This window comes from Chryseobacterium sp. SIMBA_038, assembly GCF_046535115.1.
Classification (GTDB): Bacteria; Bacteroidota; Bacteroidia; order Flavobacteriales; family Weeksellaceae; genus Chryseobacterium.
The window spans coordinates 1,086,483-1,110,028 of sequence record NZ_JAWRXH010000001.1; the positions used below are offsets into that span (position 1 = coordinate 1,086,483).

At 34.2% G+C, this 23,546-nt stretch carries 21 protein-coding genes; 4 read left to right on the top strand and 17 right to left on the bottom strand.

The features are described from left to right. Positions 1-86: 86 nt before the first annotated feature. Together SB689_RS04935 and SB689_RS04940 are read left to right on the top strand one after the other, a co-directional pair. A complete protein-coding gene (locus SB689_RS04935) occupies positions 87-971 on the top strand; it encodes an AraC family transcriptional regulator (RefSeq protein ID WP_410691048.1) in 885 nt (294 codons plus the stop codon). A gap of 66 nt (positions 972-1,037) precedes the next feature. Then, complete coding sequence (locus tag SB689_RS04940; RefSeq protein ID WP_410691049.1) at positions 1,038-2,207, top strand: iron-containing alcohol dehydrogenase; 1,170 nt, start codon at positions 1,038-1,040, stop codon at positions 2,205-2,207. A gap of 65 nt (positions 2,208-2,272) precedes the next feature. Here SB689_RS04940 and SB689_RS04945 read toward each other — a convergent pair whose 3' ends face one another. The 6 genes from SB689_RS04945 to SB689_RS04970 form a co-directional block, all read right to left on the bottom strand. Further along, the gene (locus SB689_RS04945) at positions 2,273-2,674 is read right to left on the bottom strand and encodes a hypothetical protein (RefSeq protein ID WP_410691050.1); all 402 of its coding nucleotides are present in this window, start codon (positions 2,672-2,674) and stop codon (positions 2,273-2,275) included. Between the two features lie 112 nt (positions 2,675-2,786). Beyond that, complete coding sequence (gene bglX / locus SB689_RS04950; protein ID WP_410691051.1) at positions 2,787-5,114, bottom strand: beta-glucosidase BglX; 2,328 nt, start codon at positions 5,112-5,114, stop codon at positions 2,787-2,789. Positions 5,115-5,420: 306 nt separating this feature from the next. Next, complete coding sequence (locus SB689_RS04955) at positions 5,421-6,128, bottom strand: prolyl oligopeptidase family serine peptidase (RefSeq protein WP_410691052.1); 708 nt, start codon at positions 6,126-6,128, stop codon at positions 5,421-5,423. A 246-nt stretch (positions 6,129-6,374) separates the two neighbouring features. Further along, the gene (locus SB689_RS04960) at positions 6,375-7,763 is read right to left on the bottom strand and encodes a glucoamylase family protein (protein ID WP_410691053.1); all 1,389 of its coding nucleotides are present in this window, start codon (positions 7,761-7,763) and stop codon (positions 6,375-6,377) included. A gap of 72 nt (positions 7,764-7,835) precedes the next feature. Then, a complete protein-coding gene (locus SB689_RS04965; RefSeq protein WP_410691054.1) occupies positions 7,836-9,257 on the bottom strand; it encodes a RagB/SusD family nutrient uptake outer membrane protein in 1,422 nt (473 codons plus the stop codon). Positions 9,258-9,267: 10 nt separating this feature from the next. Next, a complete protein-coding gene (locus tag SB689_RS04970; RefSeq protein ID WP_410691055.1) occupies positions 9,268-12,090 on the bottom strand; it encodes a SusC/RagA family TonB-linked outer membrane protein in 2,823 nt (940 codons plus the stop codon). Between the two features lie 376 nt (positions 12,091-12,466). Between SB689_RS04970 and SB689_RS04975 the strand changes: the two genes are divergently transcribed. Beyond that, complete coding sequence (locus SB689_RS04975) at positions 12,467-13,138, top strand: DUF4197 family protein (protein ID WP_410691056.1); 672 nt, start codon at positions 12,467-12,469, stop codon at positions 13,136-13,138. 42 nt (positions 13,139-13,180) lie between these two features. Next, the gene (locus tag SB689_RS04980) at positions 13,181-13,486 is read left to right on the top strand and encodes a DUF493 family protein (protein WP_410691057.1); all 306 of its coding nucleotides are present in this window, start codon (positions 13,181-13,183) and stop codon (positions 13,484-13,486) included. A gap of 58 nt (positions 13,487-13,544) precedes the next feature. Here the strand turns inward: SB689_RS04980 and SB689_RS04985 are convergent, their stop codons facing one another. The 11 genes from SB689_RS04985 to SB689_RS05035 form a co-directional block, all read right to left on the bottom strand. Further along, on the bottom strand, positions 13,545-13,895 hold the full coding sequence (locus SB689_RS04985; protein WP_410691058.1) for an ArsC/Spx/MgsR family protein: 351 nt from the start codon (positions 13,893-13,895) through the stop codon (positions 13,545-13,547). 88 nt (positions 13,896-13,983) lie between these two features. Then, positions 13,984-14,598 (bottom strand): deoxynucleoside kinase, encoded by a 615-nt coding sequence (locus SB689_RS04990; RefSeq protein WP_410691059.1) that lies wholly within the window; start codon positions 14,596-14,598, stop codon positions 13,984-13,986. A 39-nt stretch (positions 14,599-14,637) separates the two neighbouring features. Further along, positions 14,638-15,573 (bottom strand): hypothetical protein, encoded by a 936-nt coding sequence (locus tag SB689_RS04995; RefSeq protein WP_410691060.1) that lies wholly within the window; start codon positions 15,571-15,573, stop codon positions 14,638-14,640. A gap of 78 nt (positions 15,574-15,651) precedes the next feature. Continuing rightward, positions 15,652-16,677 carry a glutaminyl-peptide cyclotransferase gene (locus SB689_RS05000; RefSeq protein ID WP_410691061.1) on the bottom strand — a complete coding sequence of 342 codons (1,026 nt, stop codon included), beginning with the start codon at positions 16,675-16,677 and terminating at the stop codon, positions 15,652-15,654. A 145-nt stretch (positions 16,678-16,822) separates the two neighbouring features. Further along, the gene (locus SB689_RS05005) at positions 16,823-17,845 is read right to left on the bottom strand and encodes a glutaminyl-peptide cyclotransferase (RefSeq protein ID WP_410691062.1); all 1,023 of its coding nucleotides are present in this window, start codon (positions 17,843-17,845) and stop codon (positions 16,823-16,825) included. A gap of 187 nt (positions 17,846-18,032) precedes the next feature. Next, positions 18,033-18,458: an SRPBCC family protein gene (locus SB689_RS05010; RefSeq protein ID WP_410691063.1), complete on the bottom strand. Its 426-nt coding sequence runs from the start codon at positions 18,456-18,458 to the stop codon at positions 18,033-18,035. A gap of 18 nt (positions 18,459-18,476) precedes the next feature. Next, a complete protein-coding gene (locus tag SB689_RS05015) occupies positions 18,477-20,087 on the bottom strand; it encodes a Na+/H+ antiporter (protein ID WP_072410956.1) in 1,611 nt (536 codons plus the stop codon). Between the two features lie 160 nt (positions 20,088-20,247). Further along, positions 20,248-21,252, bottom strand: coding sequence for a bestrophin family protein (locus SB689_RS05020; protein WP_410691064.1), 1,005 nt, complete (start codon positions 21,250-21,252; stop codon positions 20,248-20,250). Between the two features lie 16 nt (positions 21,253-21,268). Beyond that, positions 21,269-21,943 (bottom strand): DUF2490 domain-containing protein, encoded by a 675-nt coding sequence (locus tag SB689_RS05025; protein WP_410691065.1) that lies wholly within the window; start codon positions 21,941-21,943, stop codon positions 21,269-21,271. Between the two features lie 354 nt (positions 21,944-22,297). Further along, complete coding sequence (locus tag SB689_RS05030) at positions 22,298-22,693, bottom strand: DUF1398 domain-containing protein (protein WP_410691066.1); 396 nt, start codon at positions 22,691-22,693, stop codon at positions 22,298-22,300. Positions 22,694-22,970: 277 nt separating this feature from the next. Beyond that, the gene (locus SB689_RS05035) at positions 22,971-23,420 is read right to left on the bottom strand and encodes a VOC family protein (RefSeq protein ID WP_410691067.1); all 450 of its coding nucleotides are present in this window, start codon (positions 23,418-23,420) and stop codon (positions 22,971-22,973) included. Between the last annotated feature and the right edge of the window lie 126 nt (positions 23,421-23,546).

Here is a 23,546-nt window from a genome sequence, read left to right on the forward strand (position 1 = left end):
ATTTTAAAATTTTAGAGGTAGCAAAATCTTGGAAATAAATACTATTTTACTCTACATTTGCCTTTTCGTTTAAAAATAACAATAGTATGGGAGGCTTAATGAAACTGGAGATTAAAAAAAACATACAAAAAGAAGAGGATAAAAATCTGTCTTTTCGGGCTTTTGATTTAACGACAGAAAATCTGAGAAACTATTTAAAACCTCACAAAAAAGATCATTTTTTCATTATTGTTATCGAAAATGGTAGTCTGCAGATTCAAATTGAGGATAAAATACATTCTCTGAAGTCAGGGAAAATTTCCGTGGTTTTTCCTGAACAGGTTCATTTTGTTTCTGAACCGAGTGATGATCTTAAAGGGAAAATTATTCTGTTTGAAGAGATATTATTTTGTTCCGATATTCTAAAGAATGAATTGAGTACTTATAATGTCAATCTTTCTACGCAACTGAACTGCACTATTCTTTCTCCCGAAGATTTTGAACAAAGCTTACATGCCATTGAAATCATCAAGGGAATTTACCAAAAACCGAGTCTTATAAAAAAGGAACAGGCACGTTTTCACATTAAAATTTTTCTGTTGGGATTAATAGAATCTATTCACGGGCTTCATCCTATTTTGCATAAAGAAACTGCTGACAAACCTATTTATGTTCGATTCAAAAAATTATTGAATGAACATTATAAAGAGCAGCGTACCGTTCAATATTACGCAGAAGAATTGGCCATTACTCCGAAAAAATTAAACTCAATTACTAAAAAACATTGTGGAGAAACGGCGATTCAGGCGATTCACAATCGGATTCTTATAGAAATTAAACGTCAACTTCTATTTTCAGACCTTAGCCATAAAGAAATTGCTTTTGATTTGGGATTTAATTCACCATCGGCTCTTAATAAATTCGTCAAAGCTAAATTAAAGGAAACTCCAACAGAACTTCAACAAGAGTTGGCGCAAATGTATATCGGATAGTCTTATTTGTATAACATTGTTGCTTCTGCCGTTTTTAATTTTGCTTCATTAATTAAAGAAGAAAAAATGAGTAAATTATTTATTGCAGGAGAAGTTTTCCACGGTGCGGGAAGTCTTGACGAATTAAAAAATATCAACGGTAAAAAAGCGGTAATTGTAACGGGTGGAAGCTCGATGAGAAAAAGCGGAACGTTGGATAAAGCAATTGCTTATCTTACCGAAGCAGGAATCGAAACCCAAATTTTCGAAGGTGTGGAAGAAGATCCATCATCTGCAACTTGTATGAAAGGCGCTGAAGTAATTCAGAATTTTCAACCAGACTGGATTATTGGTTTAGGAGGTTGTTCTGCGATTGATGCAGCAAAAATCATGTGGGTATTTTATGAATATCCTGATGCTGATTTCGAGGCGATGATCAAACCTTTCACAGTACCGGTTTTAAGAAATAAAGCTAAATTTATTGCAATCCCTTCAACAAGTGGAACAGGAACTGAAACTACAGGTTTGGCGGTAATTACAGACCGTGAAAAAGGCGTAAAATACCCAATTGTTTCTTACGAACTAACGCCGGATATTGCTATTATTGACGGTGAAATCTGTGCTTCAATGCCGGCTCACGTTACGGCTAATACTGGTCTTGATGTTTTAACGCATTGTGTAGAAGCTTACGTTTCAAATATAGAAAATAATATCGCTGATGCTCTTTCTAAAGGAGGATTGGAACTGGTTTTTGATAATTTGAAGGAAGTTGTAGAAAATCCAAACAACATCAAAGCTCGTCAAAATATGCATGATGCTTCTTTTATGGGAGGTTTGGCGTTTAACAATGCCTGGTTAGGAATTGTTCACTCTCTGTCTCACCAAGTTGGTGCTTTGTATGGAATTCCTCACGGTGCTTCGAACGCGATTTTCTTACCTAATGTGATTCGTTTTAATGCTCAGGCGACTGAACGTTATCCTGATTTGGCAAAAGTTATTGGTAAAGAAACAACTGAAGAATTGGCACAGGCTATTGAAAGTCTTCGTTCTGAGATTAATAATCAATCAGCCATCAAAGAATTTGGAATTTCGAGAGAAGATTGGGATAAAAACCTAGATTATATCGCCAACAATGCTTTGGTTGATCCTTGTACAGGATTTAATCCAAGAGTTCCTTCATTGGATGAATTGAAAGCAATTTACAATGCTTGCTATGAAGGTGTTGTTTATGCTGAGGAAGTTGCTGTTGCAGGATAAATTTTATATTTAAATTTTAGAATAAAAAAAACAGGAAGTCAAAATTGATTTCCTGTTTTTGTTTTTTATTGATAGATTACTATATCATCTTTTTTAATTTGATAACCCGTCTTTTTGTAAGGGACTAAAACGTAGCTCTCTTTAATCTGTTTTCCACTTTTCCAAAGTTTGCCTTTTCCTTGTCTGTCAAGAATTATGCTTTTTGCACTTCCATCCGGAATAAAAATCTCAGCTTTTTGCATGTTTTTACTGAAAATAACCGCCGTTCTTGTAGAATAACTTTTATCTGTGCTTACTTCGTTCAGTTTAATTTTCTGTTCGAAAACTCTTACACAATCATTCTTAATTTGCGAATAAGTATATCCTGCAGAACCGATACATCCGTGAACATCTCTGTCTCCGCCAACTTTCTGTGCGAAAACTAATGAACCAAGGAACATCGCACCTAATAAAACTGTTTTTTTCATATTTTAATTTTAATTGTTTTCAATTTGGTAAAAAGTGTGCCAAAATATGGTATTAGTTAATTTAAATTCTAAGATACAAAAAAAGCCACTCATTTTGAGTGGCTTAGAAATATTATTTTGTCCAATTAATTTTTGAATGTTTTACATCCTCAGAATTAGTTCCGATCATAATGTCGAAATCTCCGGATTCCCAATCGAATTTTAAATCTCCATTGTAGAATTTCAAGCTTTCAGGAGTGATATCGAAAGTAATTTTCTTAGATTCTCCTTTTTTCAGCATCACTTTTTGGAAACCTTTTAACTCTTTTACAGGTCTTGTAATGCTTCCAACCATATCTCTGATGTATAACTGAACAACCTCAGCTCCATCATAATTTCCAGAATTCGTAACAGTTACAGAAGCCTGAACCGTCTGATTTCCTTTTGGATTGGCATTAGAAACCGTAACATCAGAATAATTGAATTTCGTATAACTCAACCCGTAACCAAACGGATATAACGGTGTATTACACTCATCCATATAGTTTGAACGGAATCTCTGGTATTCACATTTATCAACTAATTTTTGGTCTAATGGGCGACCCGTATTTTTAGCATTGTAATAAATTGGAACCTGTCCTAAACTTCTTGGGAAAGTCATCGGCAATTTTCCGGAAGGATTTACTTTTCCGAAAAGGACGTCAGAAATTGCATTTCCAGCTTCTGAACCTGCGAACCAAACATTAAGAATTGCATCAGGAGTATCTTTTACATTCGTCAAAGCTAACGGACGACCTGTGAAAAGTACCATTGCGATTGGTTTTCCTGTCTTTTTTAATTCATTTAATAAATCAACCTGAGACTGAGGAATCGTAATTTCAGTTCTTGAAGAAGATTCTCCACTCATTTCAGCAGATTCTCCGATTGCCAAAACAATAACATCTGCTTTACTTGCAACGTCAACCGCTTCTTTTAATAAAACTTCTTTTGAACGGCTGTCTCTGTCGGTTTTTTTACCGTGAGCTGCGTAGATATCTTCTAATTTCGCATCATAATCGATATTGGCTCCTTTTGCAGAAACGAATTTCACTTCTTTTCCAAAGTTCGCCTGAAGACCTTGCATTAAATTAACCGCTTTGTCATGTTGAGCAGCAACACTCCAAGTTCCGGCCATGTTTAAAGAATTATTAACCAATGGGCCGATCACCGCAACAGTTCCTGATTTTTTCAAAGGAAGAACCTGATTGTCGTTTTTCATTAAAACCATTGACTGAGCTGCAGCATTTCTCGCAATGTTACGGTTTTCCATGCTGTAAACCTCTTTCGCTGCTAATTTTGCGTCTCCGTGTTTGTAAGGATTATCAAACAAGCCTAGGTCGTATTTTGATTCAAGAATTCTTTTTGTTGCCAAATCGATTTCAGCCTGAGTTACTTTTCCTTCAGCTAAAGATTTTTTAAGCGTTGTTAAAAATCCTTCACCAACCATATCCATGTCAACCCCAGCTTTTAAAGCCAATGCAGAGACCTGTTGAAGATCTCCCATTCCGTGGTCAACCATTTCGTTGATTCCCGTGTAATCTGTTACTACGAAACCTTTGAAGTTCCATTTATTTCTCAACACTTCAGTCTGAAGCCATCTGTTTCCTGTTGCAGGAACTCCGTCAACTTCATTGAAAGAAGCCATCACAGAAGCTACTCCCGCATCAACAGCCGCTTTGTAAGGTGGGAAATATTCGTTAAACATTCTCACATGGCTCATATCAACCGTATTGTAATCTCTACCCGCTTCACCAGCTCCGTAAAGCGCAAAATGTTTTACACAAGCCAAAATATTCGTTCCATTTGCCAAGTCTTTTCCTTGATAACCGTAAACCATATTTTTAGCGATCTCACTTCCTAAATACGGATCTTCACCAGAACCTTCGGAAACTCTACCCCATCTTGGCTCACGTGAAATGTCAACCATTGGCGAGAACGTCCAGTTGATTCCGTCGGAAGCTGCTTCTTTTGCTGCTATTCTTGCTGATTGCTGAACCAAATTCATATCCCAAGAAGCCGCTAAACCTAATGGAATTGGGAATGTTGTTTCGTAACCGTGAATAACGTCCATTCCGAAAATCAAAGGAATTTTCAGACGGCTTTTTTCCACTGCTACTTTTTGAACTGCTTTAATTTTATCAGCTCCTTTTATGTTGAATAGTCCACCAACTAAACCTTGCTCTACTTTTTTCCCAATATCGGAACTTTGAGCCAGACCTGTAGTAAAGTCACCTGAACTTGGTAAATTCAGCTGTCCTATTTTCTCGTCTAATGTCATTTTAGACAAAAGATTATCTACAAAAGCTTTCTTTTTAGCCTGATATTGAGCCGTCTGATAAGACTGAACGGGCTTATTTACCATTTCCTGCGCCGAAAACACAGGTGCCAGTGCTAAAGTGGCGATTACAATTAACTTTTTCATAAATCTATCTTCGTTATAAATTATAGTTCTATTTTTTGTTTTAATTTTTGGTTGGTCAAACGCAAAGGCGCAATTTTTTTATAAACTTTATGTTTTTAAGGCGCAAGGACGTTTGACTAAGTAAAGATTTTAAGCTTTACTTTTTTTAATAATAATTTTGTTTTAAACACAAAGTTCGCTAAGTTTTTTTTCAATTGTTGTGGATATTTTTGTTCGCAAGGGCGTTTGACTACGTCTAATCTGCGATTTCACTCAGCAATTGATAGCGACTTTTAAAATTTACTAATATTATTAAATTGAAATAAATTACTTTCCTTTTCTTTTTGACAACATCCATTCGTACAATGCGGGATTTGAATAGGTTGAATCCCATGAATTATGATTGTCATTAGGGAAAATTGTTAATTCTGCGGTTGGATTTACGGGATGTAGTTTTTGGTAAAAATTCAATGCGTTTTCGGGTAAAACTACGTCGTCCATTCCGCCATGAAAAATCTTCATGTTTAAATCTTTGAATTGATCGATATTCGCTTCCATTATTCTATCCGTTGGAGCGCAAACTGAAACTACGGCAGCAAACATTTCAGGATGCTCCATTGCCAGTTTTAACGTTCCCCAACCTCCCATTGAAAGTCCGGTAAGGTAAATTCGAGAAGCATCAATCTTATATTTTGCCTGAATATCTTTAATTAAATTATAAATCGTCTCCGTATCCCACCACATATTTTCAGGACATTGAGGTGCTAAAATCGCAACAGGTTCCTTGATCAGGTTTTTATACGTGAACGGGCTGTGCGCTTTTACGATCTCCAGATTTGTTCCTCTTTCTCCCGAACCGTGAAGAAATACGATCAAAGGAACATTTCCTTTTGCCTTTTGTGGAAAATCGAGGATGTAGGATATTTTTTCCTGTCTTTTGACTTCTTTGTTTAATTCTCCTTTGATTTCCTGAGCGTTTAGGCTTAGAGAAAATGGAAGAAGTAAAATTGGGAGGTGTTTTAGCTTTAATTTCATTATGAGAATTTTTAAGTTTTGGCTAAAGCCAATTTAATTAATTCTTTATTATTTAAACGGGTTAAAACCCGTTCCTATTGATTGTTTTTAATCCTTGTCAAGGTTTAAAACCTTGACAAGGATTTGGTTTGTTAAGCATTATTTAGCCCCGATTGAAACGGCATCCTTTTTTGTTACGGCCGGAGCGAAGCGGAGGCCGTAATAAAAAAGATATAGTGGAAAGCGGGATTAAGCTCCTAAAAATAATTATTTAATGTTATATTTTTCAGACTTGAAGCTTAATTTCTTCAATCCTTGTTGGATTTCAGGAGCATTCATGAATAATTTCCATAAAAATCCTGTTCTGTAGTTTTCAATCATCGGAGCAATTGTTCCCTGATCGATCGCTAAATATCTTGGTGTCGTCCAATTATCATAATTGATAGAAGTTGCATCGTAAGGCCCTGCAGAACCGATAAATTCAGGTTTTTGAGTATAAATAAATCTCAAAAAGTTCATTGATTCTTTTGGTGAATACGGAAAACTGCTCAACGCCGCGGTTGGAGTGATTACGCCGTGATCATTTTGTGGGAAATGTGCATCGTAACCAACACTTCCATCTTTATTTCTTGAATAACCTGCCGTTAATCCCCAATAATTAGCGCCGTAGCCTTTCCAGCCTTTTGGGTTTTCAACACAATATTTGTAGTCGATAAGGACTTGATTTTTATTTAAATCAAAGTAATTTTTAATTAATTTATCTGATAAATTGGTTGGATCTAATCCGATGTATGAATATTGCGTCCAGAATAATGGCCCGCCGTATTCCTCTGCTCCATTGTGTTTGACGTACATTGGAAGTCCGTATTTTTCTTTGTCTGAAAGGTAGGTTCCGTTTCTTGTCCAACCTTTGTAATACGTTTCAGCATCGATTGAATAAGTGGGTGATGATGCTGCTAAAATATATGTGATCAAGCATTCGTTATAGCCTTCAAGAGGGAAATTCATTTCCCATTGATATTCCGGTGACCAGTGCCAATAAAGGACTTTTTCGCCTCCTTTTGTGTACCAGTTCCATTGAATTCCTTTCCAAAGTTCGTCACATTTTTGAGCTAAGGCTTTTTCTTCTGCATTTCCATTTTTGAAATACTCACGAACCATTAAAATTCCTGAAGTTAAAAACGCTGTTTCTACCAGATCTCCGCCATTATCTTTCTTCCCAAACGGCACAGTTTTTCCTGTTTCTCCATTAATCCAGTGCGACCAGGCACCTTTATGACGGTCTGCTTTTGCTAAGAAATCCATCATTGTTGTCAGTCTTTTTACCGCTTCTTTTCTTGGAACAAAACCTCTTTCAACTCCGACTAATATTGTTGCTAATCCAAATCCTGATCCTCCTGTAGTGACTACATGTTTATCATTATCCGGATAGATATTGTCTTCATGATAGCGCTCTCTTCCCAACATAGAGTTCGGCTCTGCGTAATCCCAGAAATATTTTAAAGCATCTTTCTGAACCTTGTCCATAAGCTGCTCGTCTGTGATATTATTTTTAACTACTGATTTTTGAGTAGATCCTTGTTTTACATTTTGGGAGTTCTTGCATGAAACTGCAAATAATGATGCTACAGCAATTGATAGTACTATCCTTTTCATAATTCATATATTTTTAAAATCATCCCTAAAAGAAGAGGAGAACTTTCATTCTCCTCTAAGTTTTATTTATTTTTAGTAACCAGGGTTTTGCGTTAAAATACCTTTACTATCTGTAATTGCTCTTAAAGGTATTGGAAATAACTCATTTTTACCAGTTTGAAATCCTAATGGACCAAGGAAAGTAGCAGCTTGACCTGTTCTTACTAAATCTGGAAATCTATCATTTTCCATTGCCAATTCAACCCTTCTCTCTTGCCAAATTGCAGTTCTAAGAGTGGACTGACCAGTTGCAGTTGTATTCGCAAGCTGAGCTCTGTTTCTTACTAAGTTGATATCTGTAATCGCAACCGCAGTATTTCCTAATTCGTTTGCTGCCTCGGCATTGATTAAAAGAATGTCTGCAAATCTCAAGATTCTTATGTTTTGGATTGATCCATATCCGCACGCATTATTGTTAAGTGATGAAGGAACGTAAGTTTTATAATTCCAAGTATTGCCTGCTTGCGGATCTCCTTTTTTGATAAGATCACCTTCCGGTGTAGTTTGACCTTCTCTAAGAATGGTAAATTGTTTTCTGATATCACCCGGTTCAAATGCATTCTCTAATGCTAGAGTTGGCGTAAAGAAACCCCATCCGTACTGATTTCTCACACCCTGAACTTCTGCATACTGACTCCCACCAAATTCTGGAGAACAACCACAATTAACTTCGAAAACTGACTCAGTTCCAAATTCACCTGCCGGTCTAAATAAGTGATTAAAACTAGGATCTAAAGAATATCCCATCCCTTTTACTTGAGTTGAAACGTCATAAGCTTTTTGGTAGTCTTTCATATAAAGATAAACTTTTGAGAGTAATCCCAAAGCACCACCTTTTGTAACTCTTCCTTCCTGACCTGCTGGATATGTTTGCGGTAAAATTGCAGATGCTTCAGTTAAATCCTTTACAATAAATGCATATACCTCTGCAGCAGTATTTCTTGGTTTATTAATGTAATCAGCTTGTATCCCATCAAAAATAGGAACGCCACCATATATTCTTACCAAATTAAAATAGAAATATGCTCTCAACATTTTAGCTTCTGCAACCAATCTTGTTTTAAGAGCTGTATCCATATCAATGTTCGGAACATTGGTAATAACCTGGTTTGTTCTTTGAACGGCTTGCCATTGACCAGTCCAGTATCCATTAACTCCGTCATCACTTGTTGTAAAAGAAAAATTATTATACGCATTGATAAAAGATGCATCACCAGGATTTGATCCTTTTTCAACGTCATCTCCAGTTACTCCAAATACAAATTGTGCAGGGAAACCAGAGTTTTCCCAACTTCTTAAGAAGCTGTATATAGCATTCGTAGCTTTCATAGCATCAGCTTCTGTTTTATAGAAGTCCTCTGCCACTACTATCCCTTCGGGTTTAATATCAACAAAATCATTATTACAGCTAGCAAATAATGAAAGTATTGAGATTGTTAAAAATATTTTTTTCATGACTTTTTAATTAAAATGTTAAATTCATACCCATTGTATAAATAGCAGAAATTGGATAAATATTATTATCAATACCCATTTGTACTCTATCAGAATTCATAATTTCAGGAGAGAATCCGTTATATTTGAAAATTGTTAATGGGTTTTGTGCACTTAGATATATTCTCAGTTTTTTAACTGATAAAGATTGAGCTAATGATGAAGGTAAATTATATCCTACCTGAATATTTCTGATTCTAAAATAGCTGCCATCTTCTACATAAAAGCTGCTTGGTAAAATAATAGATTGGTTAGAAGTAATCATAGAATTGGTGTTGGAAGTACCCGCACCCGTCCATCTGTTATTATACATATCAAGATCCCAACTTTCATTACCATAACGTTGCTCACGGTTATAATTATAAATTTTATTACCAAAAACTCCTTGGAAATCTATTCCAAAATCAATTGAATGAACGGTCAAGTTTATTCCAAATCCATAAGTTCCTTTGGGGATAGGGCTACCTAAGAAAGTTTTATCTCTGGTATCAATTACTCCATTTCCATCAAGATCTGCAAACTTGAACCATCCTGCCTTTGCTCCGTTCTGCCCGGATGCAGCCGCTTCAGCATCAGTTTGGAACACGCCTGCAACTTCGTATCCATAGTAAGAACCAACGGCTTGCCCGGCTTGTAATCTTACAATTGAATTACCAAATAAACTAGCTCCTGTTTCTAAGAATGAATCTTGATAAACGTTTGTGATCTCATTTTTCAGAGATGTGAAGTTTCCATAAACTCCAAGTTTAACACTTTCACTAAGATTTGCATTATAATTTACAGATACTTCAAAACCTTTATTTTTAAAAGAGTAAGCATTAGTGATATAATCATACGGATTACTAGCTCCGGAAATTGTGGCTTGATTAACTCCGTAAACTACATCTTTTGATTCTTTGTTATAATAAGCTCCCTCAACTTTTAATTTATTATTTAAAAATGCCATCTCAACACCAAAATCAGAGCCCGTTGTTGTTTCCCAACCAATTGACGGATCAATCACTCTGTCAACTGTTCCTGCTGGATATCCAGTATTACCATAATATGCACCTCCACCAATATTAGTTACAATCTGAGAATAATCTCTTTTAACTCTCGGGTTACCTAATTTACCCCAGCTTGCTCTCAATTTCAACAAATCAAAAACATTCTGCTCACTCATAAAACCTTCTTTTGAAACCACCCAACCAATACTTACAGCAGGAAAAGTTTTATATCTGTCTGTTGATATTTGTGAACTTGCATCTCTACGTACAGAGGCATTTAAAAGATATTTACCCGCATAACCATAATTGATTCTTCCAAAGAAAGATTCAATTCTTTGTTGATCTTGTGTAGCAGCAGGTCTACCATCAGGAACTTCCGCTGCAGTATCTTGATAATTAAATATATCAGTACCGTTGAAAATGTTTAAAGAAGCATTAGTTCCATCATAAGCTACGTTTTTAGCAATGAAAACATCTTCAGATCTAGAATCTCTAATTCTTGAAAAACCGGCTAGTAATTCTAAATTATGATTTCCGAAATCTTTTTTCCAATTAATAGTGTTGTCCCAAACATAGTTCCTATTACGAACATTTCTTGTAATAAGTTTCGAAAGAGTTGCATTTGGTGTATATGTAATTGCAGGTGTATATTCGTACTGGCTTGGACTATAGTTATCAGTTGTATAACTACTTCTAAAAGTAAAATCTTTTAAAAACTTAATATCAATAAAAACGTTATTAAGCATTCTGTCCTGTCTTATCTGTGATCTGTAAAGATCTAATTGTGCTCTCGGATTTGCAATAGAATAGCCGTTGAAAAACTGATAACTTCCTGTTGCAGAATTCATAGGGTCAAATAATGGTGGAGAGTTACGTGCATTCAACAAAGGATTATTTGCTACGTCAGTTCTTGTTTTTGAGTAAGAGAAATTATCTCCAATTGTAATGTTATCTGTAATTTTATAACTTAAATTCAATTTTGTATTGAATCTATTAAAACCACTTCCAGAATTAATTCCTTGCCCTGCAGCCAAATTACCTTCATCCTGTAGATACCCAACGCTACCATAATAATTTAATTTCCCAAGACTTCCTGAAGCAGAGAAATCATTTGAATTGATAATGCTCGTACGGAAAATTTCTTTGAACCAATCAGTATCAGCTGGGAAATCTGCTCTACTGATAGATCCTGCAGAAGAACCATTGTCATTCATTAATTTTTCATTGTACAATTCAACGTATTGATCTGCATTTACCATTTTAGGAATATTGGTAACCTTTTTAATACCTAAATAGGAATTAACATTAAAAACAGGTTTTCCTTTTCCACTCTTAGTTTTGATAATTACAGCTCCATTTGCAGCTTTAGCTCCAAAAATTGCCAAACTTGAAGGATCTTTCAAAACACTCATCGATTCGATATCCTGAGGATTAAGGAAAGAAATATCTTCCGTTAACATTCCATCAACAATGAAAACTGTATTACCAGACAAAGATCCAACCCCTCTAATATCCACCCTAGGAGATCCACCTGGTGTACCTGATGTCACAACATTTACTCCAGCCAATTTTCCCTGCACAGAGTTTAGTGGGTTTGCATTCGGTTTATCTGCTAAATCTTTTGCAGAAACAAGACCAATACTTCCGGTAACATTTTCTTTTTTCTGAGATCCATATCCAATCATCACTACCTCCTCGATCTTCTGCTCTTTCAGAGTATCTTTTTTGGGAGTAGTCTGCGCATTGACATTCATACCAAAGTATAGAACAGCAATGAGACATGAATACTTTAAATCACTTTGTTTCATATAGTTTCAATTTATTTGTACAATCAATAATTTATAAAAAGATTTACGGTCTTTTTACCATCTTTGTTTGAGCCGTTTCGTATTTCTCAAAAAAAGACATTAGCCAAAATTATAAAAATATATGTTACATAGTTAATATTTCTTAAAAATTCTGAAAATTAACAACAAATCAATATTAAGAATAAGTAATATTAGGATTCAATACTATTTCATTAAATATAATCTCATATTAAGAAAAAAAATGCAATCGATTTACCAATAGCTTATCATAAAAAACGCCCCAATTTGTGTAGTTAAATTTAAAATTTTGTTAAACAGAGAATACTAGCTAAATTTGGCTCAGAATTTGAGAATATTATAGATTAATAAAAAATAAATGAAAAAATATATCATTGCAGCTGCTTTAATCATTGGTACTGGTGCAGTTATCAATACAACCATGCAGTCTTGCACTACTTTAGCAACCACCGATTTAGGGCTTTCTGTCATTAAAAAGCTTTTATTAAACGGTATTAATAAAGGAATGGGAATTTATGGTAACAAAGATGCCTTTTTGCAGAACAATCTGGTAGACAAAGCATTACCAAAAGAGTTGAGAGATATTAATTCAACATTAGAAAAAATTGCTCCGTCATTGGTTGCCAAAGAAAAAGATTATATTGCTCAGGCGGCTTCATATACAGTAAATGTTTCAAGACCTATTTTAGAAGGAGCTGTGAATAGCCTAAGTGCGCAGGATGTTACAAGAATTATTCAGGGAACTACGGCAACGCAGATATTGAAAGAAAAAACTCAGCAACAATTGGTGGCAGCGATTATGCCTAAAGTTGACGAACAATTGAATCAATATGGTATCGTTAAAACAATAAATACAGCTTTATCAGGAAATAATTTATTAGGAAGTCTGCTTGGAGGAAATAAAAGTACGGTAAGCTCGGGAGGTTTGAGTCAGTTGGCTTCTGAACAAATGGTCAATGGATTATTCAATATCATTGAAGATTACGAGCACCAGAACTCTAAGGCTCTTTTAGGACCGCTTGGAAAATAGAATTATTTTCGCTATATTTATATATAAAATTAAAATTTGCAGATGGATATATTACAAGGAAATCAACACGCAAACCCTGAAGAGTTTTATAATTCTCTAAAGGAAAAGCTGGAAGATCATCATGATTTTCCGGAAGATTATTTATTTAAATTCATAATCCCGACTGATCAATCTAAACTTACTGAAATTTACAGAGTTTTTGACGGGATCAAGTTTACACTGGGAAACCGCGAAAGTAAAAATGGAAAATACACTGCCTGCAATATCAACGCATTTGTTTTAGATGCCGATCAGGTGGTTAAAATTTATAAAGAAGTCGCAAAAGTAGAAGGAGTAATTCTTCTTTAAAAAGTAAAAAAGTCAGCATAATGCTGACTTTTTGTTTATATTTTTAATGTTAATGTAACTACTTTTCAATAAAAAACTTTACGTTATCAATCGGTCTTCCCAACATCGCAACAGAGCCTTTTATTAAGATCGGTCTTTGTATTAATGATGGATTTTCAGATAAGATTTTAATCCATTCTTCTTCAGAATAATTCTTATTGGCAAAATTATCCATATATAATTTTTCAGTCTTACGGATGATATGAAAAACACTTTGGTTAAGCTTTTTCAAGACCGTTTTAATTTCCAAAATGCTTAGTGGATCTTCAGTCATATTGATGATCTCAAACGGCACTCCATTCTCATCCAAATACTCTAAAACAGCATTTGATTTTGAACAACTTCCATTATGTAAAACCTTAACTAACATTTTATTTGTATTTAAAAAATTAAACTTGAGTCTATCAAATGTAGTAACAAATCAAGTTACGGGACTCTTAATTAATGATAAATAAATGTTAAAACAATCCGTTCAACTCTGCTTCTATCTTTTCAAGGATAAATCCGAAATCTTCCGGTTTTTCAACAAAATCAAGATTATCAACTTCGATAATTAAAAGCTTACCTTCTGTATAACTCGAGATCCATTTTTCGTATTTCTGATTCAGTTTTGAAAGATATTCGATGCTGATTGAAGCTTCATATTCTCTTCCTCTTTTGTAAATCTTTTTAACCAAATTAGGAACATCAGATTTCAAATAAATCAATAAATCCGGTGCTGAAACAAAGTTTTTCATCAAATCGAAAACAGAAATATAATTATTAAAATCTCTGGTCGAAAGAAGATTCATATCATTTAAGTTTTCTGCAAAAATGTGAGCATCTTCATAAATCGTACGATCCTGGATAATGTTTTTCCCACTTTCTCTGATCTCCTTCACCTGGCGGAATCTGCTCCCCAAAAAATAAATTTGTAACGCAAAACTCCATTTGCTCATATCTGCGTAAAAATCCTCCAGATAAGGATTGTGATCTACATCTTCAAATTGCGCATCCCATCCGTAATGCTTTGAAAGCAAGGTTGTTAATGTAGTTTTCCCTGCTCCAATATTCCCTGTAACTGCAATATGCATAATTTCCCTTAATGTTTTACTGTTTAATCGCTTTTATCACTAAATACCAAACTTCTGTACTTCGGAAATCTCATTGATCAGTTTCTCTAAATTCTCTCCTGCAGGCTGTTCCGAAGATCCTTCTTTAGATTTTTCTTCACTTTTTCCTACTGGCTGATCCGTTGGTTTTTTCTCCGGTTCAGGTTCTGTTTGCAACTTAGTTTCTTTACTTTTTTCGAGGTTGTAAAGATAAAGGTTGTTGGCTTTGATTTCAAAATAAGAAAGGGTATTTTTATCCACAATTTGTGCATCGGGATCTTCAAAAATTTTCACCATTTCTTTTTCCGGAATGTATTTTAAAATCGAATTATTAGTAATCACTAAAATAAATTCGTTTTCTCTTCTGAAACGCTTTCCGTTTTCAATCGGAGCTTCAAAGAGTTTTTCAAATTTAAAAGTGTAGATTCTGATTTGTTTTTTAGTTAAAATGTAAATCTTATTTTCAAAAACCATCAAATCCATCAAGTCATCAAAACTTGCATCAAAAGGATAAGAATTTATCGTTGTTTCGTTTCTGAAATTATATTGAATTAATCGCTTCATACTATCATCCAACAACCATAATTGCTGAAGATCTTCTGCGTAAGCCATTCTTATAAATCCGAATTTCTGTTTAAAATCTACTTTCTGGATTTCATTAAGATTTTGATCTACAAACTTCATTTCCTGAGCGTTCTCTGAAAAGAAAGCAATACTTAACGGATTCTGAACATTCTGAACTTTAAAAGGAACCGTAAACATAAGCTTTCCAAGCTGTTTCCCTAAAGAATCATACTTTGTAAAACTGAAATCCTTGTTTTTGTAGATGTAAAGATTGCCATAATCGTCTGCCAACATATCTTTTGCTTCTTTCAACTTTAAGGTATCAAAAGGAATAGATTTCTGTGCAGATAATGAACAGAATAGAAAGATCAATAATAAGTTTAATAATTTCAAAAGTTCTTTTTTCTAAGATAAAATTTTGTGGACACTACCAATTTACATACTTTATTTTATTCAAATTGAAATTGTTGCTTATTTAATCGCAACTTCATAAATTTTAGACCATTTTTTACCTGTAATCAGCATATTATCACCTTTAAAAGCGATACCGTTTAAAACACGTTCACTATCGTTTTGTGCATTTTCTTGAGTAATTTCCGTAAAGTCAAATTTACCAACTGTTTCTCCGGTTGCAGGATTTATTTTTAAAATAATCGGCTGATGCCAAACATTTGCGTAGATAAATCCATTGTGATATTCCAATTCATTGATTTGGTTGTAAATATCTTTATATCCACCAACTGGAACGGTTTTCACGACTTTCGAAGGATCATTAACATCCAAAAAATACAGATTATTTGAACCGTCATCTGCAATAAGATTTTTTCCGTCATAAGTCAATCCCCAACCTTCTCCAAACTCATTAGGCAAAGGAAATTCCGATATTTTTTTTAAGGTATTTTTATCGTAAACAAAACCTTTTTTATTCTGATAGGTCAACTGATAAATTTTATCCCCAGCAATTGCACAACCTTCTGAAAAAATATCGGCAGGCTGTTTCTCTGTAATAATCGGAGTTGTAGTTCCCAGCGCATATTTTATCAACTGAGAAGCATTAGCTAAGCCGTCACTTTCATAAATGGTATTGCCTTCGATAAGAAATCCTTCAACAAAATTATTAGGATCGTGAGGATATTCTTTTACAATTTCGTAAGAAATATTTTGCTCAGGAGTTTTAGAAAATACATTAATTGTAGCATCCTGATTTAATGTTTCGCCACCTTTTGTTTTGATGTTAAAAGTGACTTCATTATCTCCGAATACAAAAAATTTAGGATCGATTGTTAAATCAGAGGTCTCTTTTTCTCCGAAGCTGATGCTGATACTTTCGGCGTTTTCTGTAACATTTTTTGGAAGTTGTAGTTTATCCCCAAAATGATATCCTTTAGTTTCCATGGAGTTGTTGTAATCACTTAAACTTCCCAATATTTCCTTGTCTTTATTACAAGAAATTAATGACAAAACCGCTGCAAAACCAATTATTATATTTCTTTTCATTGATGATCTAAATATGTTTCAAAAATAGGGAATTTATTGCTTAAATTAGGTTTTGGCTAAAGCCGATTTGACTGATGTTATATAAAAAAACGGGCTAAAGCCCGTTTCTATTGATGTGTTAATATCAAATTTTATTTTCTAAAAGTTACTTTACGGCAACTTCATAAATTTTAGACCAGTTTTTCCCTGTTACCAGCATATTTTCGCCTTTGAAAGCAATTCCATTCAATACATCATCGCTTCCTTTGGTATTTTGTTTTGCAATATCTGTAAAATCAAATGTGCCGACTACTTCCCCATTTTCAGGATTAATTTTCAGAATAATTGGTTTCTGCCAAACGTTTGCATAAATAAATCCGTTGTGAAATTCAAGCTCATTCAGCTGATCGTAAGCCTGAGAACTTCCTGCAACAGCAATATATTTCACCAATTTTGTAGGATTATTCGGGTCAAGGAAATACAATAATTTACTTCCATCTGATGCGATAAGGTTTTTACCGTCATACGTTAATCCCCAACCTTCTCCCAACACGTTAGGATACGCAAAGCTTGATAATAATTTTAATGAATTTTTATCGTAAACATAACCTTTTTTACTCTGCCACGTTAATTGATAAATTTTATCACCAACAATTGTACTTCCTTCAGAAAAATCTTCCGGAGCCTGTTTTGTAGAAGCAAGAGGCGTTGTAGTTCCCAGCGTATATTTTAAAATCTGTGAAGAACCGTTTTGTCCGTCACTTTCATAAATTGTATTGCCTTCCACCTGAAAACCTTGTACGAAATTTTTAGGATCGTGAGGATATTCTGCGATGATTTGATATGAGATTTTTTTTTCAGGATTTTTCGCGAATACATTAATGGTTGCGTCCTGATTCAGCGTTTCACCGCCTTTTGTTTTGATATTAAAAGTTACTGCATTATCCCCTAAAGTAAAGAATTTAGGATCAATTGTTAAGTTTGAAGTTTCTTTATCTCCAAAACTGATGGTAACGTTTTCTGCATTTTCTGCAACATCTTTTGGAAGCTCTAGTTTATCACCAAAATGATAACCTTTAGTTTCCATAGAGTTATTATAATCGTTTAAGCTGTTCAGAATTTTTTCATCTTTGTTACAAGATGTCAAGAACAAAATTGCTGCAAAACCTGCAATTATATTTTTTTTCATTGAATTTCTAAATATTTCCCCAAAAATAGCAAATTTTATTCCGCTTTGCTAATTTCATTGACTGCGTGACTAAATTGTAATGTTCTTAAAAAGTAATTTGTCACTCTGAAAAAACTTGATAGCTTATTTTAAAATATGCTTAGATTCTTCCAGAATTACAAAAAGTATTTTTAATTAAATTTTAAAATTACTTCTCTAAATATTGTCTTAAGCTTTGTCCAATAATTCCGTTCCAACCTTCTGTAAAACTTTCTCTTGAAAAATTTTCGCCTAAATCGTTAAAAGCTTCAATATTTTCATGAATCAATGTAACGATTGTTTCTTTATCATCAGGTTGAATTTCCCAAGTCACAACGCTTTTTCCATTTGAAAATTCAGGATAAGTCCAGGAATGTTTCACTTTCTGATGTGGAATAATTTCTAAAATATCTCCCTGATGATGATATTTTTTCTCATCTCCTGGTTCGTAGAAATTAAACTGTTTTCCAACTTCCAATTCAAAATCCGGAATATCAAAATACCAGTTTTTCATTTCGTCTTTATTCGTTAATGCCTTCCAAACCTTTTCGATCGGAGCATTTATTTTAAACTGAACGGTGATTGGTGTACTCATATTCTTTTAATTTTTCATTTAATGGGCAAATCCTGTGATCTTTGCTTCATCAAAATCCAGTTGCATTTCGATGGTTCTCATCACATGATCATCAAATATTTTTTCACGTTTCATACGGTGAAGTTCATTTCTCTGCGCCTGAATGATCTGTCTTAAAACATCTTTATTTTCATTCATCGCAGTAACATAATCTCCGGTGGACGCCATGCAATTGGCCTTATCGGTCATCATCATCATTTCATTTTCAAGTCTATGTTTTTGATGACGTACCAAACTGTTTGTTTCTGCCAATCCTGAAAAATCATTATCTAGTTTATGTAAAGCCGTTTCTTTTAACTTTTTCATTAAAATAACTTCCTGCTTTTCTTCTGGCAGCTCACTTCCGGCATCACTTACTTTTAATAATTTTAAAATCGGCGACAATAACAAACCTTGTCCGACCAACGTAATTAATATTATAACGAAAGTTACGAACAAAATGATATTCCGATGTGGAAAAGCTTCTCCATTTGGTAAAAATGCAGGAATAGAAAGCGCTGCGGCTAAGGAAACTACCCCCCTCATTGCTGCAAAACTTATGATGAAAGGCTCCTTCCAATCAGGTTTGGGGACTTTTAACCTCAACTCTTTCGAACAAAGCCTTGGAAAATACATTAGGGCATAACTGTAAATCACTCTTGTTAAAACAATTGCTCCACCAATCACAACACTGTAGAAAATTCCTTCTGAAATGGTGTAATCTTTCATTGCGGCCACGACAATTGGTAATTCAAGGCCGATAAGAATGAAAATAATCGTATTCATCAAGAAAATCAAGACACTCCAAACATTTCCGGATTGGATTCTCGAAGTATGACTGAGATAGCAATGCGAATTATAAGACATCAATAAACCTCCGGCAACCACCGCCAACACTCCTGAAAAATGGAAATGTTCCGCGCCAACATACATGATGTAAGGAACTATCAGCGTAATCACCGTATCAATATTCGAATTTGACGGAATAAGTCTTAAAAATGCTCCAAATAAAAATCCAGCCGCCACCCCTATCGCAATTCCTCCGACCGCCATTGTGAAGAAATCCTGAACCGCTTCTCTAAATACAAACTGCCCTGAAATTACGGCAGCCAAGGCAAATTTAAATACAATTAAACTCGATGCATCGTTGATCAAACTTTCTCCTTCCAAGATACTTGTGATCTTTTTAGGAATTTTCACATGTTTTAAAACTGAAGTTGCTGCTACAGCATCTGGCGGAGAATTTACACCTCCCAATAAGAATCCCATCGCAACCGTAAGTCCCGGAATTATCGATGAAGAAAGATAAGCTACAACAATTGAGGTAAGAAAAACCAATCCAAAAGCCATCGAAAAAATCTGCTTTCTCCATTTATGAAAATCCTGCCATGAGGTAAACCATGCCGCTTCAAATAAAATCGGAGGTAAGAAGATTAGGAAAACCAAATCGGGCTCTATTTCAATGTGTGGCATTCCCGGAATAAGGCTTATCAATAAACCTGCAATCACTAAAAAGATGGGATAAGCCACTCTTAGTTTTTGCCCAATCATTACCAATATCATCACAGATAATAGGACTGCGATGGATATGATGACGTAAGTGTGAATCATTTATTTTTGTTTTTTAGTGTTATCTTTTTTGGTTAATCGCAAAGGCGCAAAGGGTTTTATTTTAAGTAATATTTAAGGCGCAAGGATTTTATCTTCGATAAAATTTAATCCTGTTTAAATTAAAACCACTTTTCACTGCTGTTATTAACTCAATTATTTTTTAAAGTACAATATTATTTTTCGGAACAATTGCAGGCGGAAGATCAGATTCATCCAGCATATCTCTCATATCGATTTCAATTGTACGACTGATCTGTGTGATCGGGACATCGTTCGGACTGCCTTCAAATGGATTGACAGAGGCCTCTCCTACGCTATCCAATGTATGAAAACACCACGTTACCAACAGTGAAAACGGAATATTAAACCAAACCGTAAATCCTTCAACTATAGTTCCGTCGCCTAGTTTATCAAACTCTTTTAATAATCCAAAAGGCACAAAAACAATGAATAACAGCAACAAATAAGTCGTAATCGAAGAAAAATTTCTTGGATAAGGAAAGTTTTTAATTCTCTCCGCTTTTCCTTGATTATCTGTAAATTTTACTAATTGCTGATTAATCTGCGTCCATTGAAAATCATTAATTTCTCCTTTTGAATAAATTTCCGACAACTCTTTGCTCTGACTTGCCATCAACTGTGTTGCTCTGTTTTTCTTGCTTAAAATATATTGAAGTTCTGATTCTGAAAGGTACTTTTTCAACTCATCATCCAGCTTAGAAAGCCTTTCCGGAATGTCATATTTTTTTGAATATTCGTCAAATTGTGCTGTACTCATATTTTCCCAAGCTCTCGATTCACGAAGCTGAAAACGAAGCGCAGTGAGCCATGCGTAATGACGCAAGAACATTTCTTTCACTTTCTTCGGATCTTTTCCCGAAAGAGAATCTCTCAAAATATACCCAAAACTTCGGCTGTCGTTGATGATCGCGCCATAAATTTGTCTGGCTTCCCAAAGTCGACTGTAACTCGCATTGTTTTTAAAACCAACAATAAAAGCAACCGCAGTTCCCATGATCGCGATCGGCTGCCACGGAACATACAGAAATTTCCATCCGAAGAAATATAAAACCGTCGGAATTGCCGCTAAAATGGCTAAACAATAGATACTTCTTCTTGTCCAGATTATAAATTCAACTGCTCCAAATTTTTTCCCTGAGTGCATATGTGTGTTTTAGTTTTTAATTTTTGTTGAATGGAATATTGTTATAAAAACCAATCTGAACTTGTCCGCGGTTTTTGTTTTCCTGAATCTGATTCATATAACCTGCTTCAATTCTCAGATTTTTATTGATAACATATCCTAACGCTCCATAAACTCTATTTCTGTCGAAAGTCGGGCTGTTTAAATTTAAGAAAATCTCGTTATAAACCGATCCGTAAAAAGTTTTTGGAAGCATTTCTTTGTTATTAATCGGGATATTTAATCCTAACAGATAACGGAATCTCATCCTAAAATCGTCTTGTAGAAAGCGTTCTTCCAAACGGTAACGGTGCTGAAGATAGAATCTTCCGAACTTCTGTTTTGTGATATATTGCTGGAAAATTCGATGTTCAATATTTTCCTTTTTTTCACCATTTACATAGGGTTGACTTAAAATAAAACCATAACCCAACAAAACATTGTTATTATTTTCCGTTAAATCATACCCAATTCCGGTACGAATTAAAAGTTGTTCCAAATCTCCGATCCCATCAAAATTACGATACTGGATCTCGTTATGAAAGTTTAATTTTTTACTGATTTTATTGTTTCCAAAATACATATACCAAGCTCCAAGATCACTTTTCTGAGCAAAGGATTTTGCTGCTCCCAAAGTGAAAATAATCAAAGCCAGTGACTTTAAAATCTTCATAATTTATTCTTTTACATTTTATTTTAATAAAAATAGTTTATTACTAAAATCTATCACAATTTAAAAAGTGATTTCGATTATCAATAATAAGCAAAAAAAATATTTTATGAAAATTTATCTTTTTAGTTTAAGTTTTAAATAAAAAAACTTTTTAAACTAATTAAAAATTTAACCACAAAAGATACAAAAGCCATGAATGATTTAAGATTTAGCTGTTTTGAAAACATAAAGCTCTCAAAAGAATAAAATCAAAGATTTTTAAAGCTAATGTGATCTTATTTGCCGTCTATTGGTTAACTTAAAATACTAATGTGTTAATCTTTTGTTGCTTTTGTGGTTTAAATAAGTTCAAAATTATACTGTTGGAATCTGTTCAACAAGGATATTATTTTCAGCTTTATCAAAATAAGTGCAGGTCATTGTGTTGAGATCCATTTTCCAACCTTCGACTCCGTTTTCTGCGCAGTCTTTACAGAAAGTTAAATAATCTGTTCCTCCCTGTTGGTGAAGTTTTAATCTTAATTTAAAATTTTCAAGGTTTACATTTTCAGAAATAGTTAAAGTATCATATTTACTTCCGGTAGTATCTGATTGACTTTCGTTATCAAAATATTCCGTATTTCCATCCGAAACGTAAACAGTATAATGAGAAACTCCTCTGTTTTTAATAGCCTGAATATATGTTGGAAAATCCGCTCCGCTTTTTACTTTTTGGTGTTCTGCTTTGATTTCTTCGATTGTGAATTTCATCTTTTTATTTTTTTATTTTTGTTTTTTATTTTAACGCAAAGGGCGCAAAGTTTTTTATTAGTACTAAGAATATTTTAAGTTCGCAAAGGCGTTTCACTTAGCAAAGATTTAAAGCATTAAATAACTTTAATCCTAAAAACCTAAGCCCTAAATCCTGTCATCTAATCCCTAAATCCAAATTTAGAATTTTTTGGAATGCAAATGTATCATAAAATAAAAACCGACAGAACGATCTGCCGGTTATTTTTACCGCTGCTTCATATACAGGATATGAATATTAAGGGTGTTGTTGCATTTTAGCAGGATCGTCATAGTTTACCATCCAGTTGATGCCGAATTTATCGGTAAACATTCCGAAATAAGCTCCCCAGAAAGTATCTGCCATCGCCATTGTTACCAATCCGTCCGCAGAAAGTCCCGCGAATAATTTATCTGCTTCCTCTTTTGAATCTGCATTAATAGAAATTGAGAAGTTGTTTCCCGTTTTAAATTGAGAAACCCAATCGCAACCCGCGTCGCTTCCCATTAAAGTCGTTTCCTTAGAAATCGGAAGAGAAACGTGCATAACTTTGTCTTTATCTTCTTCTTTCGCTTCCTGCCCTTCCATTGGAGGCATTTCCCCGAAAGTTCCGATGTACATGTACTCCCCGCCAAACACAGATTTGTAAAAATCAAATGCTTCTCTGCAATTTCCGTTGAATGTTAAATAAACGTTTACTGATGCCATAATGTGTGCTTTTTTTTAAATTATAGTTTAGTTTTATTTTTAAACACGAATAACACAAATTCTTTTCACAAATGACACTAATTTTATTTGTGAATATTAGTGCTTAAAATATTAGTGCTATTCGTG